The sequence below is a fragment of the Akkermansia muciniphila genome (assembly GCF_040616545.1).
Classification (GTDB): Bacteria; Verrucomicrobiota; Verrucomicrobiia; order Verrucomicrobiales; family Akkermansiaceae; genus Akkermansia; species Akkermansia muciniphila_E.
In genome coordinates this window covers 947,430-967,169 of record NZ_CP156688.1, presented here as the reverse complement: position 1 = coordinate 967,169, position 19,740 = coordinate 947,430, and the positions used below count along the sequence as shown (strand labels likewise).

General features: G+C 55.3%; 17 protein-coding genes. 7 read left to right on the top strand and 10 right to left on the bottom strand.

All coding sequences use genetic code 11. The features are described from left to right. The first annotated feature begins 9 nt into the window (after positions 1 to 9). From ABGM91_RS03960 to rho, 6 genes are all read left to right on the top strand, one after another. Positions 10 to 387, top strand: coding sequence for a hypothetical protein (locus ABGM91_RS03960; protein ID WP_354833859.1), 378 nt, complete (start codon positions 10 to 12; stop codon positions 385 to 387). Positions 388 to 390: 3 nt separating this feature from the next. After that, a complete protein-coding gene (locus ABGM91_RS03955; RefSeq protein WP_354833857.1) occupies positions 391 to 822 on the top strand; it encodes a hypothetical protein in 432 nt (143 codons plus the stop codon). Positions 823 to 1,095: 273 nt separating this feature from the next. Further along, on the top strand, positions 1,096 to 2,328 hold the full coding sequence (locus ABGM91_RS03950) for a hypothetical protein (protein ID WP_354833855.1): 1,233 nt from the start codon (positions 1,096 to 1,098) through the stop codon (positions 2,326 to 2,328). A gap of 274 nt (positions 2,329 to 2,602) precedes the next feature. Further along, positions 2,603 to 3,727: a hypothetical protein gene (locus ABGM91_RS03945; RefSeq protein ID WP_354833853.1), complete on the top strand. Its 1,125-nt coding sequence runs from the start codon at positions 2,603 to 2,605 to the stop codon at positions 3,725 to 3,727. A gap of 418 nt (positions 3,728 to 4,145) precedes the next feature. Continuing rightward, positions 4,146 to 4,901: a YebC/PmpR family DNA-binding transcriptional regulator gene (locus ABGM91_RS03940; protein WP_215426893.1), complete on the top strand. Its 756-nt coding sequence runs from the start codon at positions 4,146 to 4,148 to the stop codon at positions 4,899 to 4,901. Positions 4,902 to 4,952: 51 nt separating this feature from the next. Continuing rightward, entirely contained in the window at positions 4,953 to 6,950 is a 1,998-nt protein-coding gene (rho, locus tag ABGM91_RS03935) for a transcription termination factor Rho (protein WP_354833851.1), read from the top strand. 81 nt (positions 6,951 to 7,031) lie between these two features. Here the strand turns inward: rho and ABGM91_RS03930 are convergent, their stop codons facing one another. From ABGM91_RS03930 to ABGM91_RS03900, 7 genes are all read right to left on the bottom strand, one after another. Further along, positions 7,032 to 7,715 carry a 7-carboxy-7-deazaguanine synthase QueE gene (locus tag ABGM91_RS03930; RefSeq protein WP_354833849.1) on the bottom strand — a complete coding sequence of 228 codons (684 nt, stop codon included), beginning with the start codon at positions 7,713 to 7,715 and terminating at the stop codon, positions 7,032 to 7,034. A gap of 124 nt (positions 7,716 to 7,839) precedes the next feature. Continuing rightward, positions 7,840 to 8,889: a hypothetical protein gene (locus ABGM91_RS03925; RefSeq protein WP_354833847.1), complete on the bottom strand. Its 1,050-nt coding sequence runs from the start codon at positions 8,887 to 8,889 to the stop codon at positions 7,840 to 7,842. 155 nt (positions 8,890 to 9,044) lie between these two features. Beyond that, positions 9,045 to 10,616, bottom strand: coding sequence for a 3-phosphoglycerate dehydrogenase family protein (locus tag ABGM91_RS03920; RefSeq protein WP_354833845.1), 1,572 nt, complete (start codon positions 10,614 to 10,616; stop codon positions 9,045 to 9,047). A gap of 20 nt (positions 10,617 to 10,636) precedes the next feature. Beyond that, complete coding sequence (locus ABGM91_RS03915) at positions 10,637 to 11,890, bottom strand: DUF1015 family protein (protein ID WP_354833843.1); 1,254 nt, start codon at positions 11,888 to 11,890, stop codon at positions 10,637 to 10,639. A gap of 217 nt (positions 11,891 to 12,107) precedes the next feature. Then, positions 12,108 to 13,181, bottom strand: a complete 1,074-nt coding sequence (locus ABGM91_RS03910) for an alanine--glyoxylate aminotransferase family protein (protein ID WP_354833841.1) — start codon at positions 13,179 to 13,181, stop codon at positions 12,108 to 12,110. Positions 13,182 to 13,301: 120 nt separating this feature from the next. Next, a complete protein-coding gene (locus ABGM91_RS03905) occupies positions 13,302 to 14,333 on the bottom strand; it encodes a YeiH family protein (RefSeq protein WP_354833839.1) in 1,032 nt (343 codons plus the stop codon). Between the two features lie 120 nt (positions 14,334 to 14,453). Next, entirely contained in the window at positions 14,454 to 15,353 is a 900-nt protein-coding gene (locus ABGM91_RS03900) for a LysR substrate-binding domain-containing protein (RefSeq protein ID WP_290565613.1), read from the bottom strand. A gap of 327 nt (positions 15,354 to 15,680) precedes the next feature. On the opposite strand from ABGM91_RS03900, the gene ABGM91_RS03895 reads away from it, so the two are divergent. Further along, complete coding sequence (locus tag ABGM91_RS03895; protein ID WP_215426901.1) at positions 15,681 to 16,100, top strand: hypothetical protein; 420 nt, start codon at positions 15,681 to 15,683, stop codon at positions 16,098 to 16,100. A gap of 113 nt (positions 16,101 to 16,213) precedes the next feature. Here ABGM91_RS03895 and ABGM91_RS03890 read toward each other — a convergent pair whose 3' ends face one another. From ABGM91_RS03890 to ABGM91_RS03880, 3 genes are read right to left on the bottom strand one after another with little or no spacing between them, the layout of a single operon-like run. Continuing rightward, entirely contained in the window at positions 16,214 to 17,323 is a 1,110-nt protein-coding gene (locus tag ABGM91_RS03890; protein ID WP_215426902.1) for a glycoside hydrolase family 43 protein, read from the bottom strand. 21 nt (positions 17,324 to 17,344) lie between these two features. Beyond that, positions 17,345 to 18,490, bottom strand: coding sequence for a glycoside hydrolase family 43 protein (locus tag ABGM91_RS03885; protein WP_354833836.1), 1,146 nt, complete (start codon positions 18,488 to 18,490; stop codon positions 17,345 to 17,347). Next, positions 18,487 to 19,737 carry a prenyltransferase/squalene oxidase repeat-containing protein gene (locus tag ABGM91_RS03880; RefSeq protein WP_354833834.1) on the bottom strand — a complete coding sequence of 417 codons (1,251 nt, stop codon included), beginning with the start codon at positions 19,735 to 19,737 and terminating at the stop codon, positions 18,487 to 18,489. The genes ABGM91_RS03885 and ABGM91_RS03880 overlap by 4 nt, the downstream gene beginning before the upstream one ends. Positions 19,738 to 19,740 lie beyond the last annotated feature (3 nt).

Below are 19,740 nucleotides of genomic sequence, written 5' to 3'. Positions count from 1 at the left end.
ATGTCTATCATGCCTATTATTTTAAAATGGTTTATATTACTCTTGTTGATTTTTCTGCTATTTATTTCTATCTTATTTGATATAGTTTTAATTAATGGAATTAAAGAGATGCGTGAGCTGGCACCGGAATGCCTTTATAAAATGGTTTTGCGGGTAGAACAGTGGGGAAAGAGCAATGGGAAGGAGAGATATCGTCTCCCTCCGGGTGATTCTCGGAGCGTTTACTCCATGTGTAAAATTCCACGCGGAATCTCTGTCAATATTGATCGACTTGATAGTAAGGGATTATGGGTAGGTTTAATTATTAATGATAAATACTGGGTAAATTATTATAGTAAATTTCCAGATGAATTTGTTATCCAATATGACTCCCTACCTTCGGATTAATTTATGAATGAGACTGAATGTATCGCAAATGCTAGAAACGTCCCAAAGCGTTTTTGGATGAAGAAAGCGTTTATTGTTTTAGGAGGATTGCTTTTGATATCCATCTCCATAAACGTAATGCTCTGGTTTAAAACAATGCAGGAAATGCACACAAGCGTTTCTTCCGTAAAGGAAGAACTGGAGGAAGTTGGTTTGTGGGCTCACGCTTTCCAAAAAAAGCATGGACGTTTACCCTCAGTTAAGAAGCAGGTCGAATACGGAATGAAAGGAACAAAGTATGAAGGGTTGAATATGACCATCTTGGAAGGGAAGGATGGCATCTATATAGGTTTTGAAATGAAGGATAACTATAAGGGAGTATACGACGTCTCCTTGCACCGGGTCATTTTGGGCAAAGAAACGTTGGAAAAATGGCGCCAGAAGGATAGTAAATAATTCTGTGATTTTTTCTTCATTAATCAATATAATTATTGTATATAATATTCCATTTATTAGTAGCTTATTCATTTTTTTAATGTTATTAAAATACATTTAATAAAATGAAATATGATTAAGTGTGAAGAAGCCCCTTGGAAATGGTATAATGAAAATCATATGCTCCTGATTTAATAAATATGATCTCTGGCAAATAAGATGAATATTAACTTTCTATTGGTATTCCTAATAATAGGACTGTGTGGAATAGCCCCTTCAGAAGGAGCACGGCGAATGATAGATCCTATTGGACATCCTGTGATGGATTTATCGGAACCTCCAAATCCCGGGTATTCCGATAGAAAGTATCCTCCCATCAATGGAAGATGGAGTGAACAAAAGTTGATGGAATTCAATCATCATCAATTTCTTCAATGGAAACTGATTTTTAATTGTGAAGAATGGACCGACGCACCCCGCAGGACAAACCGGAAGCAGGGAGAGTTTTTGAATCTCCTCTCCGGATTCTACCCCAAAAAGGATTATGATGAAACGAACGACCGGGGATGGACGGATATTCAGGAATATTCATTGCATATGTACACCTATTTCACTCCGGACGGGAAAATCTGTAACCTTGACAATCAGGGTTATCACATGCGTGTGGTGGAAGAGAATAGGGGACGTAAGTGCGTCACTTTTTATGGTGTTCGGGGAGAAGATGCCTTTTGTGCAAATGGTTATCACCGGGGAGAGGTTATTTGTCAGGAAGGGGCAGGAATTCTCAATGGCCCTTTCGTTTTTAGGGAATCTTTTTTTGGAAAAGGAGATGATTCAAGAAGTATCGGGAGCCAGGATCCTATAGATGTGGAACGTCCAGCTATTTTCCCGAAAGGACGAATGATCCGTTACCATCAATATAAGGCAACGCCCGCTGGGGAGGCGGGCGTTGTCTGCCTGGAAGTTCATCAAGGATGGGAGGCGGAATTGACAGTTTCTACAAGAAAAACCTTTTATTTAAAAGGAAGATTCGGTGATTGGAACGATATTAATCAATTACGGTTATACCTGCCTGAAAACCTGCTTCACGCAAAGTATTATCTGGACCCTTATGATGTAGCTGAAGCTGAATATACGGACAAGTTTGGACGGTTGGTTCGTGGCCTCCAGGGGTGGGCTAGGCGTTGCGTAGACCATTATGAACCTGGGAGTGATTTGGGAGGAGGCCGCGCCGTAAAGGAAATCCGTTATTACGACGAAAATGGAGAGTTAAGTTCTGATCATCAAAGGAAGTGTGCGATTATCCGTTTTTCTTATCCGGAGAAGGGAATTCAACAGATTGCTTACTTTGATGAACACGGCAGGGAATTGAAACATTTAAAAAAAGAAAAGAAAGATCTTTTAGAAACTTTGGACAGGGAATCTTCTGATTCTTATACATACTATTCTATGCTTGATGATGATGTGACCGTGTATGAGGCCGATAATCGAGATGATGGAGAAGAGGTAAAGCGTGAAGAGGACTAACGGAGACGGATAAAGCGTTCAGTTCGGCCTTTGTCATTGGCAGACTGTCCTTCCTCTAATTCAATGAAGGAACAAAATTTTTCACAGAATGTTCTTTCCTTCTGGTTGATGAAGGTATGGAAATGGATTATTGAAGATTACATACATCCAGAATTAAAATATAAAATATTGTAAATATGCTTTTTTAATATGCCTTGGTCTCTTTTCTCCGGTGGAGGGCCGGTTGATGATCAATAGAGAGGCTTATGCATCCATTGTAGGGTATGCTGATACCATGCGTAATTATCCTTCCTATGATGATTCCCGGTATCCTGATTTCGACGGTAGGGATGTAAATCTGGAGTCTCTGGAATGGCGTGGAGGAGAACAGTATTTGAGATTAAGCATCACTTTATGGCATATGGGAAGACTTTCGGCGGAGAAAGTTGCTCAAACAGGTTTTTTAGGACTTTTGTCACAGTTTTACCCCAAGAAAGTTTATGATGTGAGCCGGAATAATTTTCGTCATACGGAAGATCATCAGGTATATCAGGAACTGTTTTTTTCCAAAGACGGGAAAATATGTGAACTGGAAGATTTGGGATTTCATTTAAGGATAGTAGAACGTAATAGAGGTCACCAAAGCGTCGCGTTTTATGATGCGTCCGGAAAACCATGTCCGTGTCTTCACGGATATCACCGGGGAGATGTATTGGTCAAAGGAGATGCTGTCATCAAAGAAACATTCTTTGATACGTCTGATGAACCGGTTGATATTTCCCGTCCGGCGGTTTTTCCTCTTGGAAACATGATCCATTATCACCAGTATAAAGCCACTCCCGCTTTTAAAGCGGGGGTGGTGTGCCGTGAAGTACACAAGGGATGGGAGGCGGAAGTAACATCTTCTGGTCGAAAGACTTTTTATTTAAAGGGGAGATTTGGAGATTTTAATGATGAATGTGAAAGATGGCTTTATCTTCCTGAGGATCTACTGCGGTCCAGATATTATCTGGAACCCTACGATATGGCGGAAGCGGAATATACGGACAAGTTTGGCCGGTTGACTCGTGGCCTCCAGGGGTGGGCCCGGCGTTGCGTAGACCATTATGAACCGGAAAGTGATTTGGGAGGAGGCCGCGCCGTGAAGGAAATCCGCTATTACGACGAAAACGGAGAGTTAAGTTCCGATCATTTAATGAAGTGTGCTATTATCCGTTTTTCCTATCCGGAACATGGATTCCAGCAGATCAGTTATTTTGATGAGCATGGCAGGGAATTGAAGCATTTTCAAAAAGCAAGGGAAGGGCCTTTGGAAAAGGAAGAGCCATATAGTTACTATTCCATGTTAAATGAAGATGTTACCTGCTATGAGCCCGATAACCGGGATGAAGGGGAAATAATAGAGCGTGAAGCGGACTAACGGAGAGAGGATAAAGCGGCCGTCCGCCTTTTCCTGGAGACGCTCGCGCTTTCATCAAATTAAATAAGACGAGCAGTCTTTTCGTAGAATGATTACTCCAGACTGTGGGAGGAATTGTTTATCCGGTTCCCTAGGGTTTGCTTCCGTGCTTCCGTGACCTAAAAAAGTATTGCCAATGCTGGGGAATACGTTATTTTGCATGTGTTGAGAGTGACTGCCAAGCGGTAGCCGGAGCCCTGTGGGCGCGCGGCGTGTTCCCCGGCAGAGTATCCGGTCCCTGTAACGTATTTACGGATGGCCGCACCCTGATTCCCTTCCTGCGTGGTATTTGCGAAAGACAATGTGTTCGCCCGGGTTGAAGAACGGTTCCGCTGGTTAGTTTGTCTCTTTACATTCACTTACTATTATTCCCAATTCTATGTCAGGACATAATAAATGGTCTAAGATCAAGTACGTTAAGGCTAAGGAAGATGCCAAGAAGGGCAAGGTGTTTGCCCGCTTTGCCCATGAAATCATGCTGGCCGCCAAGAGCGGCGGTGGAGATCCTGATCTGAACCCGCGTTTGCGCGCCGCCATTGACGGGGCCAAGGCCGTGTCCACTCCCAAGGAGAATATTGAACGCGCCATCAAAAAGGGAACCGGGGAATTGGGCGGCGCCACCATTCAGGAGATTACCTATGAGGGCTACGGTCCGGCGGGTACGGCTTTCCTGGTTGAAGTGGCTACGGACAACACGAACCGTTCCGCTTCCGAGCTCCGGACTCTTTTCACCAAGAACGGGGGGAGCATCGGCACGCCCGGTTCCGTTGCCTACCAGTTTGAACGCAAGGGAGAAGCCCGCATCATGGCGGAAGGCCTGACGGAGGATTCCGCCATGGATCTGGCGCTGGAATGCGGCGCGGACGATGTGGAGCAGGGGGATACCGATAACGAATGGGTGTTTGTAACGGACCCGACGGAACTGAACAATGTATGTGCCGCCCTGCGCGAGGCTGGCCATACGGTGATCTCCATGAAGCTGATTTCCGTAGCGCAGAACATTTCCGTGATTAATGATCTGGATACGGCAAAAGCCGCCATGCGCCTGTATGAAGCGCTGGACGATTACGACGACGCGCTGAATGTCTTCTCCAATTTCGACGTGGCGGAAGAAATCCTCGAACAGCTTGACTAACGCCGTTGTCTTTCAGGAGACGCCTGTTGTTGCAGTCCAATTTTCTTTTCCATGTCTGATACTCCCCCAGATTTGACTCCGGAGCAGGTTTCTCCGGAGCCTTCGCCCAAAAAACGTGTTGTCCGCAGAACCAAGTCTGCGGCGGAAACTCCTTCGGAGCCCCAGGCCGCCGTTGAGCTTTCCGTGTCCGGACCGGATGCTTCCCCCGCCCCCCGCAAGAGGACGGCAAGGAAAAAGGTTCCGGAAATGGCAGGTGAAGGAATGGGGGAAACGCCTGAGCCCAAAAAGAAGACTGTCCGCAAAAGCAGTGCTGAAATTCCGGCTCCGGAAGGTACGGAAGAAGCCCCGGCCAAGCCGCGGCGCGGACGTCCCCGCAAGAAGCCCGTGGAGGAAGCGCCGGAAACGGACGGCGCCCATGAGGCGCCCGTAACGGAGGCTCCCGTCAAGCCTGTCCGCAGGCGTTCCACCAAGGTTGTCGCGCCTGAGGGCGATACACCGGGGGGCGCCAGGGCAGAGGCCGTTGTTCCCATGGTTCCTGCGGAACCGGGCGCCGCTCCTGCGGAGTCCGCTCCGGAACAGCCCGGGGAGGGCAGGCCGAAGGTGATCCGCCAGAGGTTTGTAAGAAAACCGCGCGTACAGGAAGGGGGGGAGGATGCGAATGGCTCTGCCCCGTCCATCAAGGTGGTGCAGGAAGGCGCGGCGGATTTATCCGCGGATGCCGCCCGTGAAACCTACCGGGGCAACGACCCGCAGAGACAGCGTTTTGACAGGCAGAACCGCCGCAATAACAATAATAACGACCGTTTCAACAAGAACCGGAACAACCGCCAGGACAGCCGCAATGGCAGGAACGGCAATGACCGGGTCAAGAACCGCTGGAACAATAACCATCAGGAGGGCACCGCCCCCCAGAATAACGCTCCCCGTGAACTGGGACCGCCGGAGCCCGTGGACGGGCTCCTGGAAATCACGAATAAAGGGTTTGGTTTTTTAAGGAAGCAGGATAATGATTTTGACGCCTTTGCGGAAGCCGTTTACGTTCCGCAGGACATGATCCGCAAATTCGGCCTGCGTCCCGCCGTGTGGGTGCATGGGCAGGCCTGCCGCCATGACCGCGGCATTCTGCTGACGGAGATCACTGCCATTAACGGGGACGCTCCGGAGAAGGCGCGCAAAAATCCGCATTTTGAAGAGCTCAAGGCGGTCAATCCGAACAAGCGCATTTCCTTTGAAACCCGTCCGGAACGTTATACTACGCGCACGCTGGACCTGATTGCTCCCATCGGGCGCGGTCAGCGCGGCCTGATCGTTTCTCCTCCGCGTGCAGGCAAAACCACATTGTTGCAGCACATGGCGGAAGCCATTCTGGAGAATTACAAGGATTCCATTCACCTGATGGTGCTGCTGGTGGACGAACGTCCGGAAGAAGTGACGGAATTCAAGCGTTCCCTGCCCGGTGCGGAGGTGTACGCCTCTTCCAATGACGGAAGGGTGCGCGACCACTGCCGCATGGCGGAACTCTGCATTGAGCGCGCCAAGCGGCTGGTGGAAGCCGGCCAGCATGTTTTCCTGCTGATGGACTCCATCACGCGCCTTGCCCGTGCCTATAATAACGCGGACAAGGGGAGCGGACGCACCATGTCCGGCGGTATTGACGCCCGTGCTCTGGAAATGCCCCGCCGCCTTTTTGCCGCCGCACGCAATACGCGCCAGGCCGGTTCCCTTACCATTATCGCCACGGCTCTGGTGGAAACCAACAGCCGCATGGATGACCTGATTTTCCAGGAGTTCAAGGGAACGGGCAACATGGAGCTGGTGCTGAACCGCCGCATTGCGGAACAGTACATCTTCCCTGCCGTGGATATCCTGAAATCCGGGACGCGCCGGGAAGAGCTGATTATGCCGGAGGCATGGCTGTACAAGATGAACCTGATCCGCCGCGCCCTGGCAGGGCACAAGCCTGTGGAAGCCATGGAACGCTTCCTGTTCTTCCTGAACAAGTACCCCGGCAACGCGCAGATGCTGCTGGACCTGAAACAGAAGGTGTAAGCCGCGGAAGGAGCAGGAAAGGGTTCATGCAGGGAACCCTTTCAGCCGGGGAATTCCGGCCATTTAAAACCAAGGGCGTTTTCAGACGCCCTTTTTGCTGCCCCAGATGGCGATGTGCAGGCGGTCTGAAAAGCGCAGGCCGTAGCGCAGGCACCATTCCACCGTTGGCGCCCGCATGGCGTCCAGTTCCTCCCGTGTGGCAGCCAGGGGCATGATGAGGATGCGTTCCGCGGGAATACCGGCACGGGAAGCCTGCCACAGGATGGTCTTCACGTCTTCTTCGCACGCCACTACAAATTTGAACCACGCTTTTTCCGTGTCCGCCAGGCGGCGCAGGACATCCGGTTTCCAGGCCCTCCCGGCATCGTTGCCGGAGTGGGGAAGCTTGGGAGACACGTTGAACTGCGTGATGCGTTCCAGCAGTTCCGCATCCGGCATGATGGTGCCGTTGGTCTCCATTTCCACGGCATGTTCCGGCAGCAGGCGCTGGAGGGAGGGAAGAGCTTTTTGCTGGAGCAGCGGTTCCCCTCCCGTGAGGACCAGGCGACGGCATGGATAACGGAGGACCAGTTCCGCCGTTTTTTCAGGTGTGATCCGCACGCCTGGAACCGTTCCGTTCCAGGAGTACGCCGTATCACACCAGGAGCAGGCCAGGTTGCAGCCTGCCAGGCGCAGAAAGACGCAGGGCGTTCCCTGGGAAACGCCTTCCCCCTGGATGGAATGGAAGATTTCCGGTTGTCCGTGAAGCTGGGCCAGTATGAGCATGATCAGGCAGGCCTGAGACTACCATATCGGCGCCGTCCGTCAACGCCGCCCTGCGGAGGCTGCCGCAAGAGCGGAAGTCCGGATACCTTCTGCATCCGGAATGTTAAAAAGAACGGGAACAGGTTCAGCCGTTGCTGCGCCGGAAAGCACCCACGGTGAACAGGAGCAGGAGGAAACCCGCTACAGAGGCTCCCCCCGTGAACAGCTTCCGGAAGGAGGCCTGGTCTTTTTCCTCCTTCTCCAGCTTCTTTACTTCATCCCTGGATGAATGGCGCAGTTCTGCACGGGCCTCGTCATAAGCCCGGGAAGCCTGTTCCTCCTCTTTCCGGGCTTTTTCCAGAGCTTCCCTGACGGGTTTGGACTGCTCCCTGTATCCGGCGGCAGCCAGTAATTCTTCATCTCCCAGATCCGGGAGGACGTTTTCTTCCTGGTCATCGGCGGCCAGGGCCTTGTTTTTCTCTTCGGTAAGTTTTTCTTCCACTTTCCGCATTTGGAGCTCCTGCTTGCCGGCATTTTTTTCCTGGGCTTCCAGGGTGGCATCCAGAAGGAGCATTTTTTTATTGGTAGCCGCGGTTGCCGCGCGGATGCGGTTCATTTGCGCCTGAAGGTCCGCGATATTATCCTTCTGGGGGGCGGCGCCGGAAAATTTCTTTTTAGCTTTGGCGTCTTCACGGTTCTTGGAGAGCTCCCGTTCCGCCTGGCCCAGTTCCGTCTGAAGGCTCCGCTGCTTGTCGGCCAGCTTGGCAAGCAGGGTTTTCAGGCTCTCCCTCTTCTGCAGCAATTCTTCCCTGGCGGATTTGGAGTTTTCCTTCTGCCTGTTTATGCGGCGGCGCAGCTGGTCAATTTTCTGGTTATGTTCCGCTACTTCCTCCTGCTGGTCCGCCATGCTCTTCCGGTAGGCGGCATCCAGGGCCTCCTGCTGCTCCTGCCTTTTTTGATCAAGATATGCCTGCTGGAATTTTTCCACGGCTTCTTCCGCCGTATGCGTGGCGTCCTGGGTTTCATCCAGCTTTTTCCGGGTCTCGCCGACGGTTTTTTCCAGCGCCACGGCATGTTGTTCCATGGCCGTTTTCCGGGCGGCCAGTTCCCTGCCTTCCGGGGAGATGCGGTTCTGATAGTACCAGACGGAAAATCCGGCGGTTAAAATAGTAAGGAGAAGCAGTACGTAGCGCATGAGAGTGTTCCAATGATTCGGGTAAAAGTACAAAAATGGACGTGCCTTGTCAACATGGCAGAAAAAAGACAGCCCGCCTTCCACCGTGGCAGGCGGAAAAACGGGCTGTGTGGAAAGCGGTATTCCGGAATTTTCCGGAGGAGCGCCTTTTCAGGTTAAAGATTCAGGGCGAAGGCGGAAATAGCGCCTATCTCTCCCGCAATCTTGTCCAGCAGTTCGTCGGAAATGGGCTGGTTGGTCTTCAGCACGGCCAGGGCTTCATGAGTCGCGTGGTCAGCCGGAGCGGCAATGTTGTCAATGTTGATGCCGTTGGAATACAGGGCGGAACCGATGGTGGCGATGATGCCCGGACGGTCCTTGTAATGCAGGAACAGCGTCGTGCCGCGAAGGTCCGCATACAGGCCGTTGAAGTTGTTCAGGCGGGAAACCATGGGAATGCCTTCCGTCACCACGCCGCGCACGCTGGTGGAGACGTATTCCCCGTCTTCCTCCATGGCGATGTCCAGGGTGATGGAGTCTTCATACGGCTTGTCGTCCTTAGGTTCGCGGGCTTTGAAGACGATGCCGTGCTCCCGCAGGGATTCCTCCGCCGCGGCGGGCATCAGGCCCTTTTCCGCGTGCGGCAGCAGCCCTTCCAGGATCGGGGCCGTGAACCATTTGCGGAATACGCGCAGGTTGCCGTAAAAGGTGCATTCCACGCGGCGGATCGGCTTGTTGCCCCCGGCATTGCGCGCCAGGGCGGCCAGCAGGAAGGCAAGCTGGAGATGGGCCGGATTAAGGCCGTTGGGGGATTCTCCGTTCACCACGCAGGAGGTGTCCCCATCGGAGAAATAGGCCACCATCTGTTCCGCGGCGCGCTTGGCGGCCTTGGTGTTGGCTTCCTGGGTGTTGGCGCCCAGGTGGGGCAGGATCAGGTCCGCCACGGCGGCGGAGGGCTTCTCCCCTGCGGCGTCCTTGGGGTGCACGTCCGTCAGGTAGCCGATGTTCTTGCCGGAGGCCTTGACGGCGGCAACGGCTTCTTCATCCACCACGCCGTAACGGGAACAGTTGATGAGCACGGCGCCGTCCTTCATGCTTTCAAGAAGCTCCGCATTCACCATGTTGTGGGTGGAGGGGCCGCCCGGAACGTGCAGGGTGATGATGTCGCACTGGGAGAAAATGTCTTCAATGCTGGTGGGCGTGACGCCGATGTTCAGGGCGCGCTGGCGGGCCAGGAAGTGGTCATAGCCAAGCAGGGTGGGTTCAAAGCCCTGGAGGCGTTTGACCAGGTTGCGGCCAATGTTCCCCAGCCCGATGATGCCCACGGTCTTCTTGGTCAGCTCGCTCCCCATGTACTTCTTCTTTTCCCACAGGCCGGCGCGGGTGGTGGTGTCCGCCTGGACAATGTGGCGGTAATACGCCAGGATCATCGCCATGACTTCTTCCGCCACGGCGTTGGAATTGGCGCCGGGGGTGTTCATGACGTCCACGTTTTTCTTGCGGGCGTACACGATGTCAATGTTGTCATAGCCGGCTCCGGCGCGGATGACCAGTTTCAAGGACGGCAGGGCGTCCATGATTTCCGGAGTGACTTTTTCACTGCGCACGATCAGGGCCACGGTGTCCGGATGGGCGGCGGCCTGTTCTTCCAGAGGCGTGTCCGCGTCCTGGATGACTTCATAGCCGGCCGTTTTAAGCGTATTGGCCGCTACGTCGGAGAGTTTGGTGGGAATAAGAACCTTGTTCATATTGGTGTGTGGTGGAAAGATTATTGTTCAATGGTGTGGACGAACAGTCCGCTGCGCAGCTTGGGTTCAAACCAGGTGGACTTGGGCGGCATGATTTCCCCGGCGTCCGCCACGCGGAACAAGTCGTCCATGGTGACGGGGTACAGGGAAAAAGCCAGCGTCATTTCACTGGCGCAGCGGCGTTCCAGCTCTCCCAGGCCGCGGATGCCGCCCACAAAGTCAATGCGGTCGCTCGTGCGGGGGTCTTCAATCCCCAGGATGGGGCCCAACAGGTTGGCCTGGAGAATGGCGCAGTCCAGGCTCTCAATGGGGTGGCCGGCAGCGAAAGTGCCCGGCCTGGCGGTGATGGAATACCAGCGGCCGTCCAGGTACATGCCGAACTCATGTTTGGCGCGGGGCGCGTAGCCCTCTCCGGGAACGGTTTCCACGGGAACCGCGTCAAAGGCGGTTTGGAGTTTTTCCATGAATTCTTCCCGGCTCAGGCCGTTCAGGTCGCGCACCACACGGTTGTAATCCATGATGAAGAGGTCTTCATCACAAAAAACTACGGCCATCAGGTAATTGAACTCCTCCTCTCCCGTATAGTCCGGGTGTTCCCGGCGGCGTCTGGCGGAAACGGCGGCGCTGGAGGCCGTGCGGTGGTGGCCGTCCGCAATGTACAGGGCGTCCACTTCTTCAAAGCCCTTCCGGATGGCTTCCACCGTACCGGGGTCGGAAACGGGCCACAGGATATGGGTGACGCCGTCATCCGTGGTGAAATCATATTCCGGCTTATGGAATTTGATCCATTCCCGGATGATGCCGGAAAGGCCCTCGTGCTTCCGGTAGGCCAGGAAGACCGGCTCCGTCTGCGCGGAACAGGCGTCAAAGTGTTCAATGCGGTCCAGCTCCTTCTCCCGGCGGGTCAGTTCATGTTTTTTAATGGTGCCGTTGATGTATTCGTCCACGGAGGCGCAGCCGACGATGCCTGTCTGCACGCGGCCCCACATGAGCTGGCGGTAAATGTAGAAGGAGGGAGCGTCATCCCGCACCAGATACCCCTTGTTCACGAACGCCTCCAGGTTTTCCCTGGCCTTGGCATAGGTTTCCGGGTCATGAATGGCGGCTTCGCTCATGTCAATGTCAGAGCGGCAGATGTGAAGGAAGGAGGCGTCATTCCCGGCGGCCATTTCTTTGGCCTCCCGGTGGTTCATGACGTCGTAAGGCAGGGAGGAAACCTGCGCGGCCAGTTCGCGCGGGGGGCGCAGGGCCGGAAAAGGATGGAGCGTGGACATGGAAGTATAAGAAAAGGGATGGGATCAGGAATAACGGAGCCTGCAACGGAACGCCCGTACGCGGAAAGGAGGCGGCGGAGCGCAGGCCGGGGCCATGGCGGACAAGGTATGCAGAGTTGTCTGGAGCATCTTGTGCAAGGAAGCCGTTCCTTTCATGCCTCCGGAGAGGCAGGCTTCCCTTTCCCGGGCCTGCCGGGAAAGGGAAGGGGGAATGAAATTATTTGAGCTTCAGGATGTCCACGATATTGGACGTGATGGAGCGCATGTCATCCATCGTCAGCTCACCCATGTGGGCGATGCGGAAGGTCTTGTTCTTCAGGTCTCCGTAACCGTTGCCAAGCTGCATGCCGCGTTCGATCAGCATATTGTTCAGGGCGGCGATGTCAATGTCCCGGGTATTGCTGATCACCGTCAGGGTGCGGGAGAGGTGGTCACGATTGGCAAAGACGCTGAAATATTCGTCCGCCCAGGAGCGCACGAATTCCGCCATGGCTTCATGGCGCGCAAAGCGGTTTTCCACGCCTTCCTGCATGATGCGCTGGAGCTGGAGGTCCATGGCGTACATGATGGAAACGCAGGGGGTGTTCGTGTACTGGTAATCCTTCTTCTGGATGGTGTCGTAAATGGAACGCAGGTCAAAGTAGCAGCCGCGGTTGGGAACGGAGGCAGTGCGTTCATAAGCCTTCGGGGACAGCGTGCAGACGGCCATGCCGGGGGGCAGGGCCAGGGCTTTCTGGGTGGAAGTCACCAGCACGTCCACGCCCAGCTTGTCCGTTTCAATCCGGGAGCCGGCGGCGGAGCTCACGGCATCCATGCACCACACCACGTCCGGGTACTTCCGGAGCACTTCCGCAATTTCCTCCACAGGGTTCTGAATGCCGGTGGATGTTTCATTGTGCGTGATGCAGATCGTATCGTACTTGCCGGTCGCCAGGGCGGCGTCCACCATTTCGGGAGTGGTGGGCTGGCCGAGCTCGCTCTTGAAAATATCTGCGGGAACGCCGTTGCCGGTGGCAATCTTGTACCATTTGTCGCCAAAGGCGCCCACGGAAAAAATGGCGGCGCGCTTGGCGGTGCAGGAACGCACGGCGCCTTCCATCAGGCCCGTACCGGAAGAAGTGGAAAGCAGGATTTCCTGGTCTGTCAGCAGGATGCGGCGCAGATTATCGGAAATGCGGCGCTGCAGGGCGGAAGCGGCCTTGGAGCGGTGACCCATCATCGGGCCGCTCATGGCGGCGAGTACTTCAGGTGCTACTTCAGTGGGTCCGGGAATGAATAATTTGGTTGCCATGGTTTTTTAACAGGGTGCGTGTACTATAGCGTTTTCAAACGGTTTGGCTATTCAAAATTCCTGAGAAACCCGGCTCTTCATGGCGGGAAATGCGGAATGCCGGCCTTTCCGGAAATTTCCTCAGGCCATCCAGGCCGTAACGCCCTTCACCAGCCAGTACCCCCCGAAGAAGAGCCAGGCGTAAAGCAGGGCCGCCAGCAGGAAAGGCCGCGCCCCGGCTTTTTTAAATTTCTCAAAACTGGATTCGGCGCCCAGAGCTGTCATGGCCATGGTCAGCAGAAAAGTATCCAGGGTGTTGATGGCGTCCACCAATCCTGAGGGGAGCAGATTCAGGGAATTAAAGCCGATGACGACCAGGAACAGGAAGGCGAACCAGGGAATGGTGATTTTACGTTTTCCCTCGTTCGTGCCGTTGGCGGAATCCCGGCGCGCCAGGATGATGCTCAGAATGACCAGCACGGGAGCCAGCATCATGACCCGGATCATCTTGACGATGATGGCGGAATCGGAAATGGACTGTCCCATGGCGTTGCCTGCGCCTACCACATGGGCCACCTCATGCAGCGTGGCTCCGGTAAAAAGCCCCATCTGTTCCGTGGTCAGTTCCAGCATCCCGGCACGGAAGAGGGCCGGATACAGGAACATGGAAATGGTACCGAAGATGACGACGGTGGAAACGGCCACGGCCGCCTTGTACGGCTTGCTTTTTACCACGGGCTCCGCGCCCAGCACGGCCGCGGCGCCGCAAATGGAACTGCCGATGGAAGTCAGCAGGGTCGTATCCCGGTCCATTTTCAAGAGCCGTCCCAGGCCCACTCCCAGCAGGATGGTAAGGGTAACGACAACCGCGTCAATAAGCAGAGCCGCGCCGCCGATGTCAATCACGCTCTGGAACGTCAGCTTGAACCCGTAAAGTACAATCCCGGTTCTCAGAACCTGCTTGGTGCAGAACTGAATGCCGGGAACCCATGGTTCCGGAAGATGGTTGCGCAGGCTGTTGGCGTAAAGCATCCCCAGCACGATGCCGACGATCAACGGACTGAAGGAAAGGTGTTTCACCCATTCAAAATCCGCAATGTAAAAGGCGGAAAAGGAGAACAGGACGATAAGCAGAATACCGTGTAGCGGATTAGCGAGGTGTTTGGGAGACATGGGCTGTAGAATGGTCATCACTGCCGCCGGAGACGCCCGGATGAAGGCGTTCTGAAGCGGATGCGGTGGAGATATACCCCACTATTATGATAAAATCTAATCAGAAATTGTTATAGACAATTAGATTTTGTTATAATAATTCCGGCAGAATTTGATGAATAACTCATTGATTCTGCTGTGGTCTCCGTGCCCGGTGGCAAAATGGAAGGAGCGGCGGATTTCCAATTGGCGGACGTGGATTTTTTTCAGATCCCCGCGTTTGAGTTCTTCCCGGACCGCGAGGGAGGAAAGAAAGGAACAGGCGGCCGAATGCGCCAGATACAGCTTGATGCTCTCCGTGTTCCCCAGAGTCATCAGGATATTAAGACCGGAAGTAGTTATTCCGTGCGCCTTCAGGGCTTCCTCCACCACCCGGCGTGTTCCGGACCCCGGCTCCCGCATGATGAGGGGAACGCCGGAAAGCTGGGGAAGGGAAAGCCCTTCCCGCGGCACGGCGGCGTGGGCGCCTCCGGCCAGAATAATTTCATCCTCCATGAAGGGCAGGTAATGCAGGTCCGTCCGCGTTGCCGTGCCTTCCACGATGCCCAGCTGCACGGCTTCATGCTGTACGGCCTGCTCCATTTCTTCCGTATTGCCGCTTTTCAGCCGTATCCTTATCTCCGGATAATGGCGGTTGAACAAGGCCAGCAGCGGAGGCAGCACGTACTGGGACATGGTGGAGCTGGCTCCCAGGCTCAACTCTCCGGAAATGGGGGCATTCCTGCCGGAAGACATGTCTTCCTCCAGCGTTTCATATTCTTTCAGAATGCGGCGGGAATGAGCCAGCAGGCGTGCGCCTTCCGTCGTCAGGGCGATGCCGCGGCCCTCCCTCTTGAACAGGCGCACGTCCAGCAGACGTTCCAGTTCCTTGATATGGCGGGTGACAGCCGGCTGGGTAATGAACAGCTCCTCCGCCGCGCGGGTGAAGTTAAGCCGCCGCGCAACGGTCTCGAACACTTTCAGCCGGAAATCCGTAATCATGGAATAATGGCATTCAACCATTTCACCCGGTCCCCGGCAAGGTTCTTTCCGGTTTCTACTGGCTGATAAAAAATACTTTTCCGGAGAATTGGATTACAAAATCACTCCTATAAGCGGCAATACCCGGTTTTTCATGGGTATGAATAAGTCCCCGGAAGCAGCTTGCTCTGTGGTGGCCATGCAAGACAGAAAGGAGGGAGAGGCTTGAATGTGGATTCGTTTCTGGTTGAAGGTCAGATTGTTGTTTGCTGTGAATGAACCCTGGGAAAGGTTTTGCGGTCACTCATGGTCTGAACGGTTGCGGGCGGAAGGGACTCCAATGCCTATATGAAACTGCAATCCATGATCATTGTCGGCGGCGCCAGCCTTTTACTGCTGGGAGCCTGTTCGCCTTCATCCTATCAGACTACGTTTCCGGAACCGGCCTATGTGAAGGTTTCCACCAATAACGGAGCGTATGCGCCTTATCCAGATAATCCCGCGGGCCAGCAGGAACTGGTCTACTGGTATGATTCCCTGACCACCCCCATGACCGTGGTGGCGGAAGTGCCCCCTACCCCCATTGTGACCAAGGGGCCCGGCCCGGTGATTCTTGATTCCGACGGTTTTTCCGCCAAACTGTACCGCGACAGGACGGAAGTGAAGAAGAAGGACAAGGACGGCAACTGGGTCACCAGCGTGCGCCCCACCACCCCCGCCGACCAGCGCATGAGGAATTATCTGATTGCTTCCAAGAAGGCCCGCTAACCGCGGCTTTCATCAATTAGAACACGTTTAACCGCATCCGGCCCGCTTTCCCCTTGAACGGGAAGCGGGCCGGATTCATGGCAGGAGCACTCCTCCTTTCAGGAGGGAGGCGCTTACAGGTCTTTCAGCGTCCATTCATCCTTCCATTCCAGAATAATCTGGTCCCCGTCCCATTTCATGGGCAGCCACATGTGCCGTCCGTCAATGGCGTTTTTGGGCCTCCAGATGTCCGCCATGAAGATGAATTTGCCGGGTTTGCCCTGCACGGGCAGGATGTAGGTGCTCTGGCCGCCGAAGGTGATGCCGGCTTTTGGCCCCACGCAGGGGTTCTTGAGTTCCGTCCACGGTCCGGCGATGTTCTTGGCTACGGCGCTGCGGGCGGCATTGGGCGCCCAGCCGGAGCACCCGGAGGCGATGAGGTAGTATTTCCCGTTGTGTTTGCAGATGGCCGGGGCTTCCATGTAGCGGTTGACGAAGGCCCGGACATATTTTCCCGTATGTCCCGTGTAGTCCGGCGTCAGTTCCGCGATGTGCAGGGTAATGTTGCCTTCCGAAGAGTAGATGTGGTAGGCCTTTCCGTTGTCGTCCACAAAGATGGTCATGTCCCGGCTCATCTGGCCTCCCGGGTAATCCCTGCGGATGATGCGGACGTAGTCGGGCATTTCCTTCGTGAACTCGGTCGTCCGGTCCTTTTTGTCCAGGTTCGCGGGCCATTTGCCCGGGTTGACGCGCCCGGCTTTCAGGAATGTGAACGGCCCCGTGGGTTTCGTGGCCGTCGCCACCCCGGCGTATGCGGAGCCGTAACCCTTCCCCTTGAGTTCCAGATGGAACCACATCACGTATTTTTTAGTCTTTTTGTTGTAGACCACCTTGGGGCGTTCCAGGATGCACCCTTTGGCGATGGGGTGGGAGTTGTCCCCTTCCACCACTTTCAACGCAATGCCCTCATCCTTCCAGTTGTACAGGTCCTTGGAGGAGTAGCAGTGCACGCCTACCTGGGCGCGGTTTCCGGCGTCACCCTCCACCTTGTGCTCCCCGTACCAGTAGTAGGTGCCCTTGTCGTAAAGGATGCCGCCGCCGTGGGCGTTGATGTGCACGCCGTTGTTGTCCGTCCAGATTTCTCCCGGCTTGAAAGACGTGTGCCTGACGGGGGCGTCAGCCGTGGCAACAGGGAAAAGGCAATAGGCCAGTCCGGCAAAAAAAGTAAGTAGAAGCGGTTTCATGGGCAATGTTTGTAAGAGGCGTTACATGTCTTCCAGTTTCCATTCATCCTTCCATTCCAGCTTGATCTGGTCTCCGTCAAACTGGATGGGCAGCCACAGGTAGCGGCCGTCTATGGCGTTCTGGGGCCTCCAGATGTCCGCCATAAAGATGAATTTGCCGGGCTTGCCATGCACGGGCAGGATGTAGGTGCTCTGGCCATCGAAGGTTCTCCCCGCCTTGGGACCCACGCAGGGATTTTTGAGCTCCGTCCATGGTCCGGCGATGTTTTTGGCTACGGCGCTGCGGGCGGCGTTGGGCGCCCAGCCCGTGCAGCCGGACGCGATGAAGTAGTATTTCCCGTTGTGCTTGAAAATGGCCGGAGCTTCCATGAAACGCCCCGGGAAGACACGCACGAATTTTCCGGTGTGCCCGGTGTAGTCCGGCGTCAGCTCCGCGATGTGCGTGGTGCTGTTTTCTTCCGAGGAATAGATGTGGTAGGCCTTTCCGTTGTCGTCCACAAAGATGGTCATGTCCCGGCTCATCTGGCCTTTTTCAAAGTCTTTCTTGAACATGTCCTCGGAACGCACTCCTTCCGGCAGTGCGCTGGAGGTCAGGCCGGGCACTCCCTTGAACGTTTTCATGGTCTGGTCCTTCTTGTCCATGTTCGCGGGCCATTTGCCCGGATTGACGCGCCCGGCTTTCAGGAAGGTGAACGGTCCGGTGGGCTTGTCAGCCGTCGCCACCCCGGCGTAGGCCGCCCCGTAGCCCTTCCCCTTGAGTTCCAGATGGAACCACATCACGTATTTTTTAGTCTTTTTATTGTAGACCACCTTGGGGCGTTCCAGGATGCACCCTTTGGCGATGGGGTGGGAGTTGTCCCCTTCCACCACTTTCAACGCAATGCCCTCATCCTTCCAGTTGTACAGGTCCTTGGAGGAGTAGCAGTGCACGCCCACCTGGGCGTAGTTCCCGGCGTCTCCCTCCACCTTGTGTTCTCCGTACCAGTAGTAGGTGCCTTTGTCGTAAAGGATGCCGCCGCCGTGGGCGTTGATGTGCACGCCATTGTTGTCCGTCCAGATTTGTCCGGGCTTGAAGGAGGAATGTTTTTCCGGGGTCTCTCCGGTGGAGACGGCGGCTGCGCCGCAGAACAGGCAGAGGGCGGCAAGTGATTTAAGAACCTTGGTCATGGCTGAGTGGATTTGGGCGTGGTTAGTGGCCCGGTGGGCGTGCCGTAGAGCTTGTCCCATGCGCGGGAGAGGGCGTACAGGGCATAACCGGTACCGTAGAATTTGTGGTAATTGTACAGGGGATAGTCCCACCAGGAACCGTCGTCGCCTTGCCGGGTGAGAATATCGTTCGCCAGCAGAGACGCATGCCGTTTTACCTTGTTTGGGGGCAGCATGTCCAGACACATTCCCGAATAATAATATCCATAATAAAAAAAGTAGCCGGAGTTCTGGGCAAAACTTTCATGCGGCGTCGGCTTGTGAAGGGCCATGGTCAGCCAGCCGCGGCGGCTCCACAGACGGTCCAGCCCGTCAATGAGCTGGCGCAGGGAGACGGCTTCCGGCTCCCACAGCCTGAGGGCGTAATCGCAGGCGGGGGTACGGGCCAGGCTGCCGGTATGGCGGTTGATGGGACGCCCGGGATAGAAGGCGTGCCCCAGGGAATAAACGTAGGTTCCCGCCGGAGTCCGCTGGGATTTCAGGAATTTCAGCGCCCGGCGGAACACCTTGCCATCCAGGGAAAGACTGAATGTCCTGCCGGCCATCCAGGAGGAGATGAGTACCGTTCCCGTCAGGAAGGAAGTGGGTTCCGCCGCGGGCCGCCGGCTGTAGCCCGTGTAGGTCAGGTAGCCCCAGCCGCCTTTGGCGGAGGCCAGTTCATTGAGCCGGTCCACCTGGAACCGGGCGCAGCCCATCAGTTCCCGGTAGCGCGGGCTGTTCCGGTCCAGGGCGGCTGCCCGCATGCTCATGGCGTCCAGCACGTAGGTGTGGGCCCAGGTGTTGTAAATGCAGAGGGCGTCCCCCCGTTTCAAATGGGGCATCGTCCGGATCAGGTAATCTTCCGCACGGGTCATGGCCTGCTGCACGGCCGGTTCGTTCCGCAGGGGGCTGGCGTTCAGCCCCGCGATGCACAGGGCCGTGCTGGCCGTTTTAAACGTCAGGGGGCCGTCCGGATAGGGGCAGAGGATGTTCCAGGTGCCGATCACCCGGTGATCACCCCAGGAGCCGTCTTTGTTCTGGCTCTTCAGCAGGAAGTCCGCGCCACGGCGGAACGCCCGGTCAAACTGCCCGGCTTCCGCAGGGGGAACGTCCGGGATTTTGGCGATGGGGACGGTGTCCGCATTGCCGGGGGCGGCGGACTCCACTTCCGCTGCGGCAGCGTGCAGGGTGGCCGTCAGGAACAGGCTGGTCAGCAGCAGGCGGAACATGGG

Coding starts and splice junctions, on each gene's coding strand:
- ABGM91_RS03960 (WP_354833859.1), top strand. CDS start 10: ATGCCTATTATTTTAAAATGGTTTATATTACTCTTGTTGATTTTTCTG.
- ABGM91_RS03915 (WP_354833843.1), bottom strand. CDS start 11,890: ATGTCCACGCTCCATCCTTTTCCGGCCCTGCGCCCCCCGCGCGAACTG.
- ABGM91_RS03950 (WP_354833855.1), top strand. CDS start 1,096: ATGATAGATCCTATTGGACATCCTGTGATGGATTTATCGGAACCTCCA.
- ABGM91_RS03930 (WP_354833849.1), bottom strand. CDS start 7,715: ATGCTCATACTGGCCCAGCTTCACGGACAACCGGAAATCTTCCATTCC.
- ABGM91_RS03905 (WP_354833839.1), bottom strand. CDS start 14,333: ATGTCTCCCAAACACCTCGCTAATCCGCTACACGGTATTCTGCTTATC.
- ABGM91_RS03880 (WP_354833834.1), bottom strand. CDS start 19,737: ATGTTCCGCCTGCTGCTGACCAGCCTGTTCCTGACGGCCACCCTGCAC.
- ABGM91_RS03920 (WP_354833845.1), bottom strand. CDS start 10,616: ATGAACAAGGTTCTTATTCCCACCAAACTCTCCGACGTAGCGGCCAAT.
- rho (WP_354833851.1), top strand. CDS start 4,953: ATGTCTGATACTCCCCCAGATTTGACTCCGGAGCAGGTTTCTCCGGAG.
- ABGM91_RS03895 (WP_215426901.1), top strand. CDS start 15,681: ATGAAACTGCAATCCATGATCATTGTCGGCGGCGCCAGCCTTTTACTG.
- ABGM91_RS03925 (WP_354833847.1), bottom strand. CDS start 8,889: ATGCGCTACGTACTGCTTCTCCTTACTATTTTAACCGCCGGATTTTCC.
- ABGM91_RS03900 (WP_290565613.1), bottom strand. CDS start 15,353: ATGATTACGGATTTCCGGCTGAAAGTGTTCGAGACCGTTGCGCGGCGG.
- ABGM91_RS03940 (WP_215426893.1), top strand. CDS start 4,146: ATGTCAGGACATAATAAATGGTCTAAGATCAAGTACGTTAAGGCTAAG.
- ABGM91_RS03885 (WP_354833836.1), bottom strand. CDS start 18,490: ATGACCAAGGTTCTTAAATCACTTGCCGCCCTCTGCCTGTTCTGCGGC.
- ABGM91_RS03955 (WP_354833857.1), top strand. CDS start 391: ATGAATGAGACTGAATGTATCGCAAATGCTAGAAACGTCCCAAAGCGT.
- ABGM91_RS03890 (WP_215426902.1), bottom strand. CDS start 17,323: ATGAAACCGCTTCTACTTACTTTTTTTGCCGGACTGGCCTATTGCCTT.
- ABGM91_RS03910 (WP_354833841.1), bottom strand. CDS start 13,181: ATGGCAACCAAATTATTCATTCCCGGACCCACTGAAGTAGCACCTGAA.
- ABGM91_RS03945 (WP_354833853.1), top strand. CDS start 2,603: ATGCGTAATTATCCTTCCTATGATGATTCCCGGTATCCTGATTTCGAC.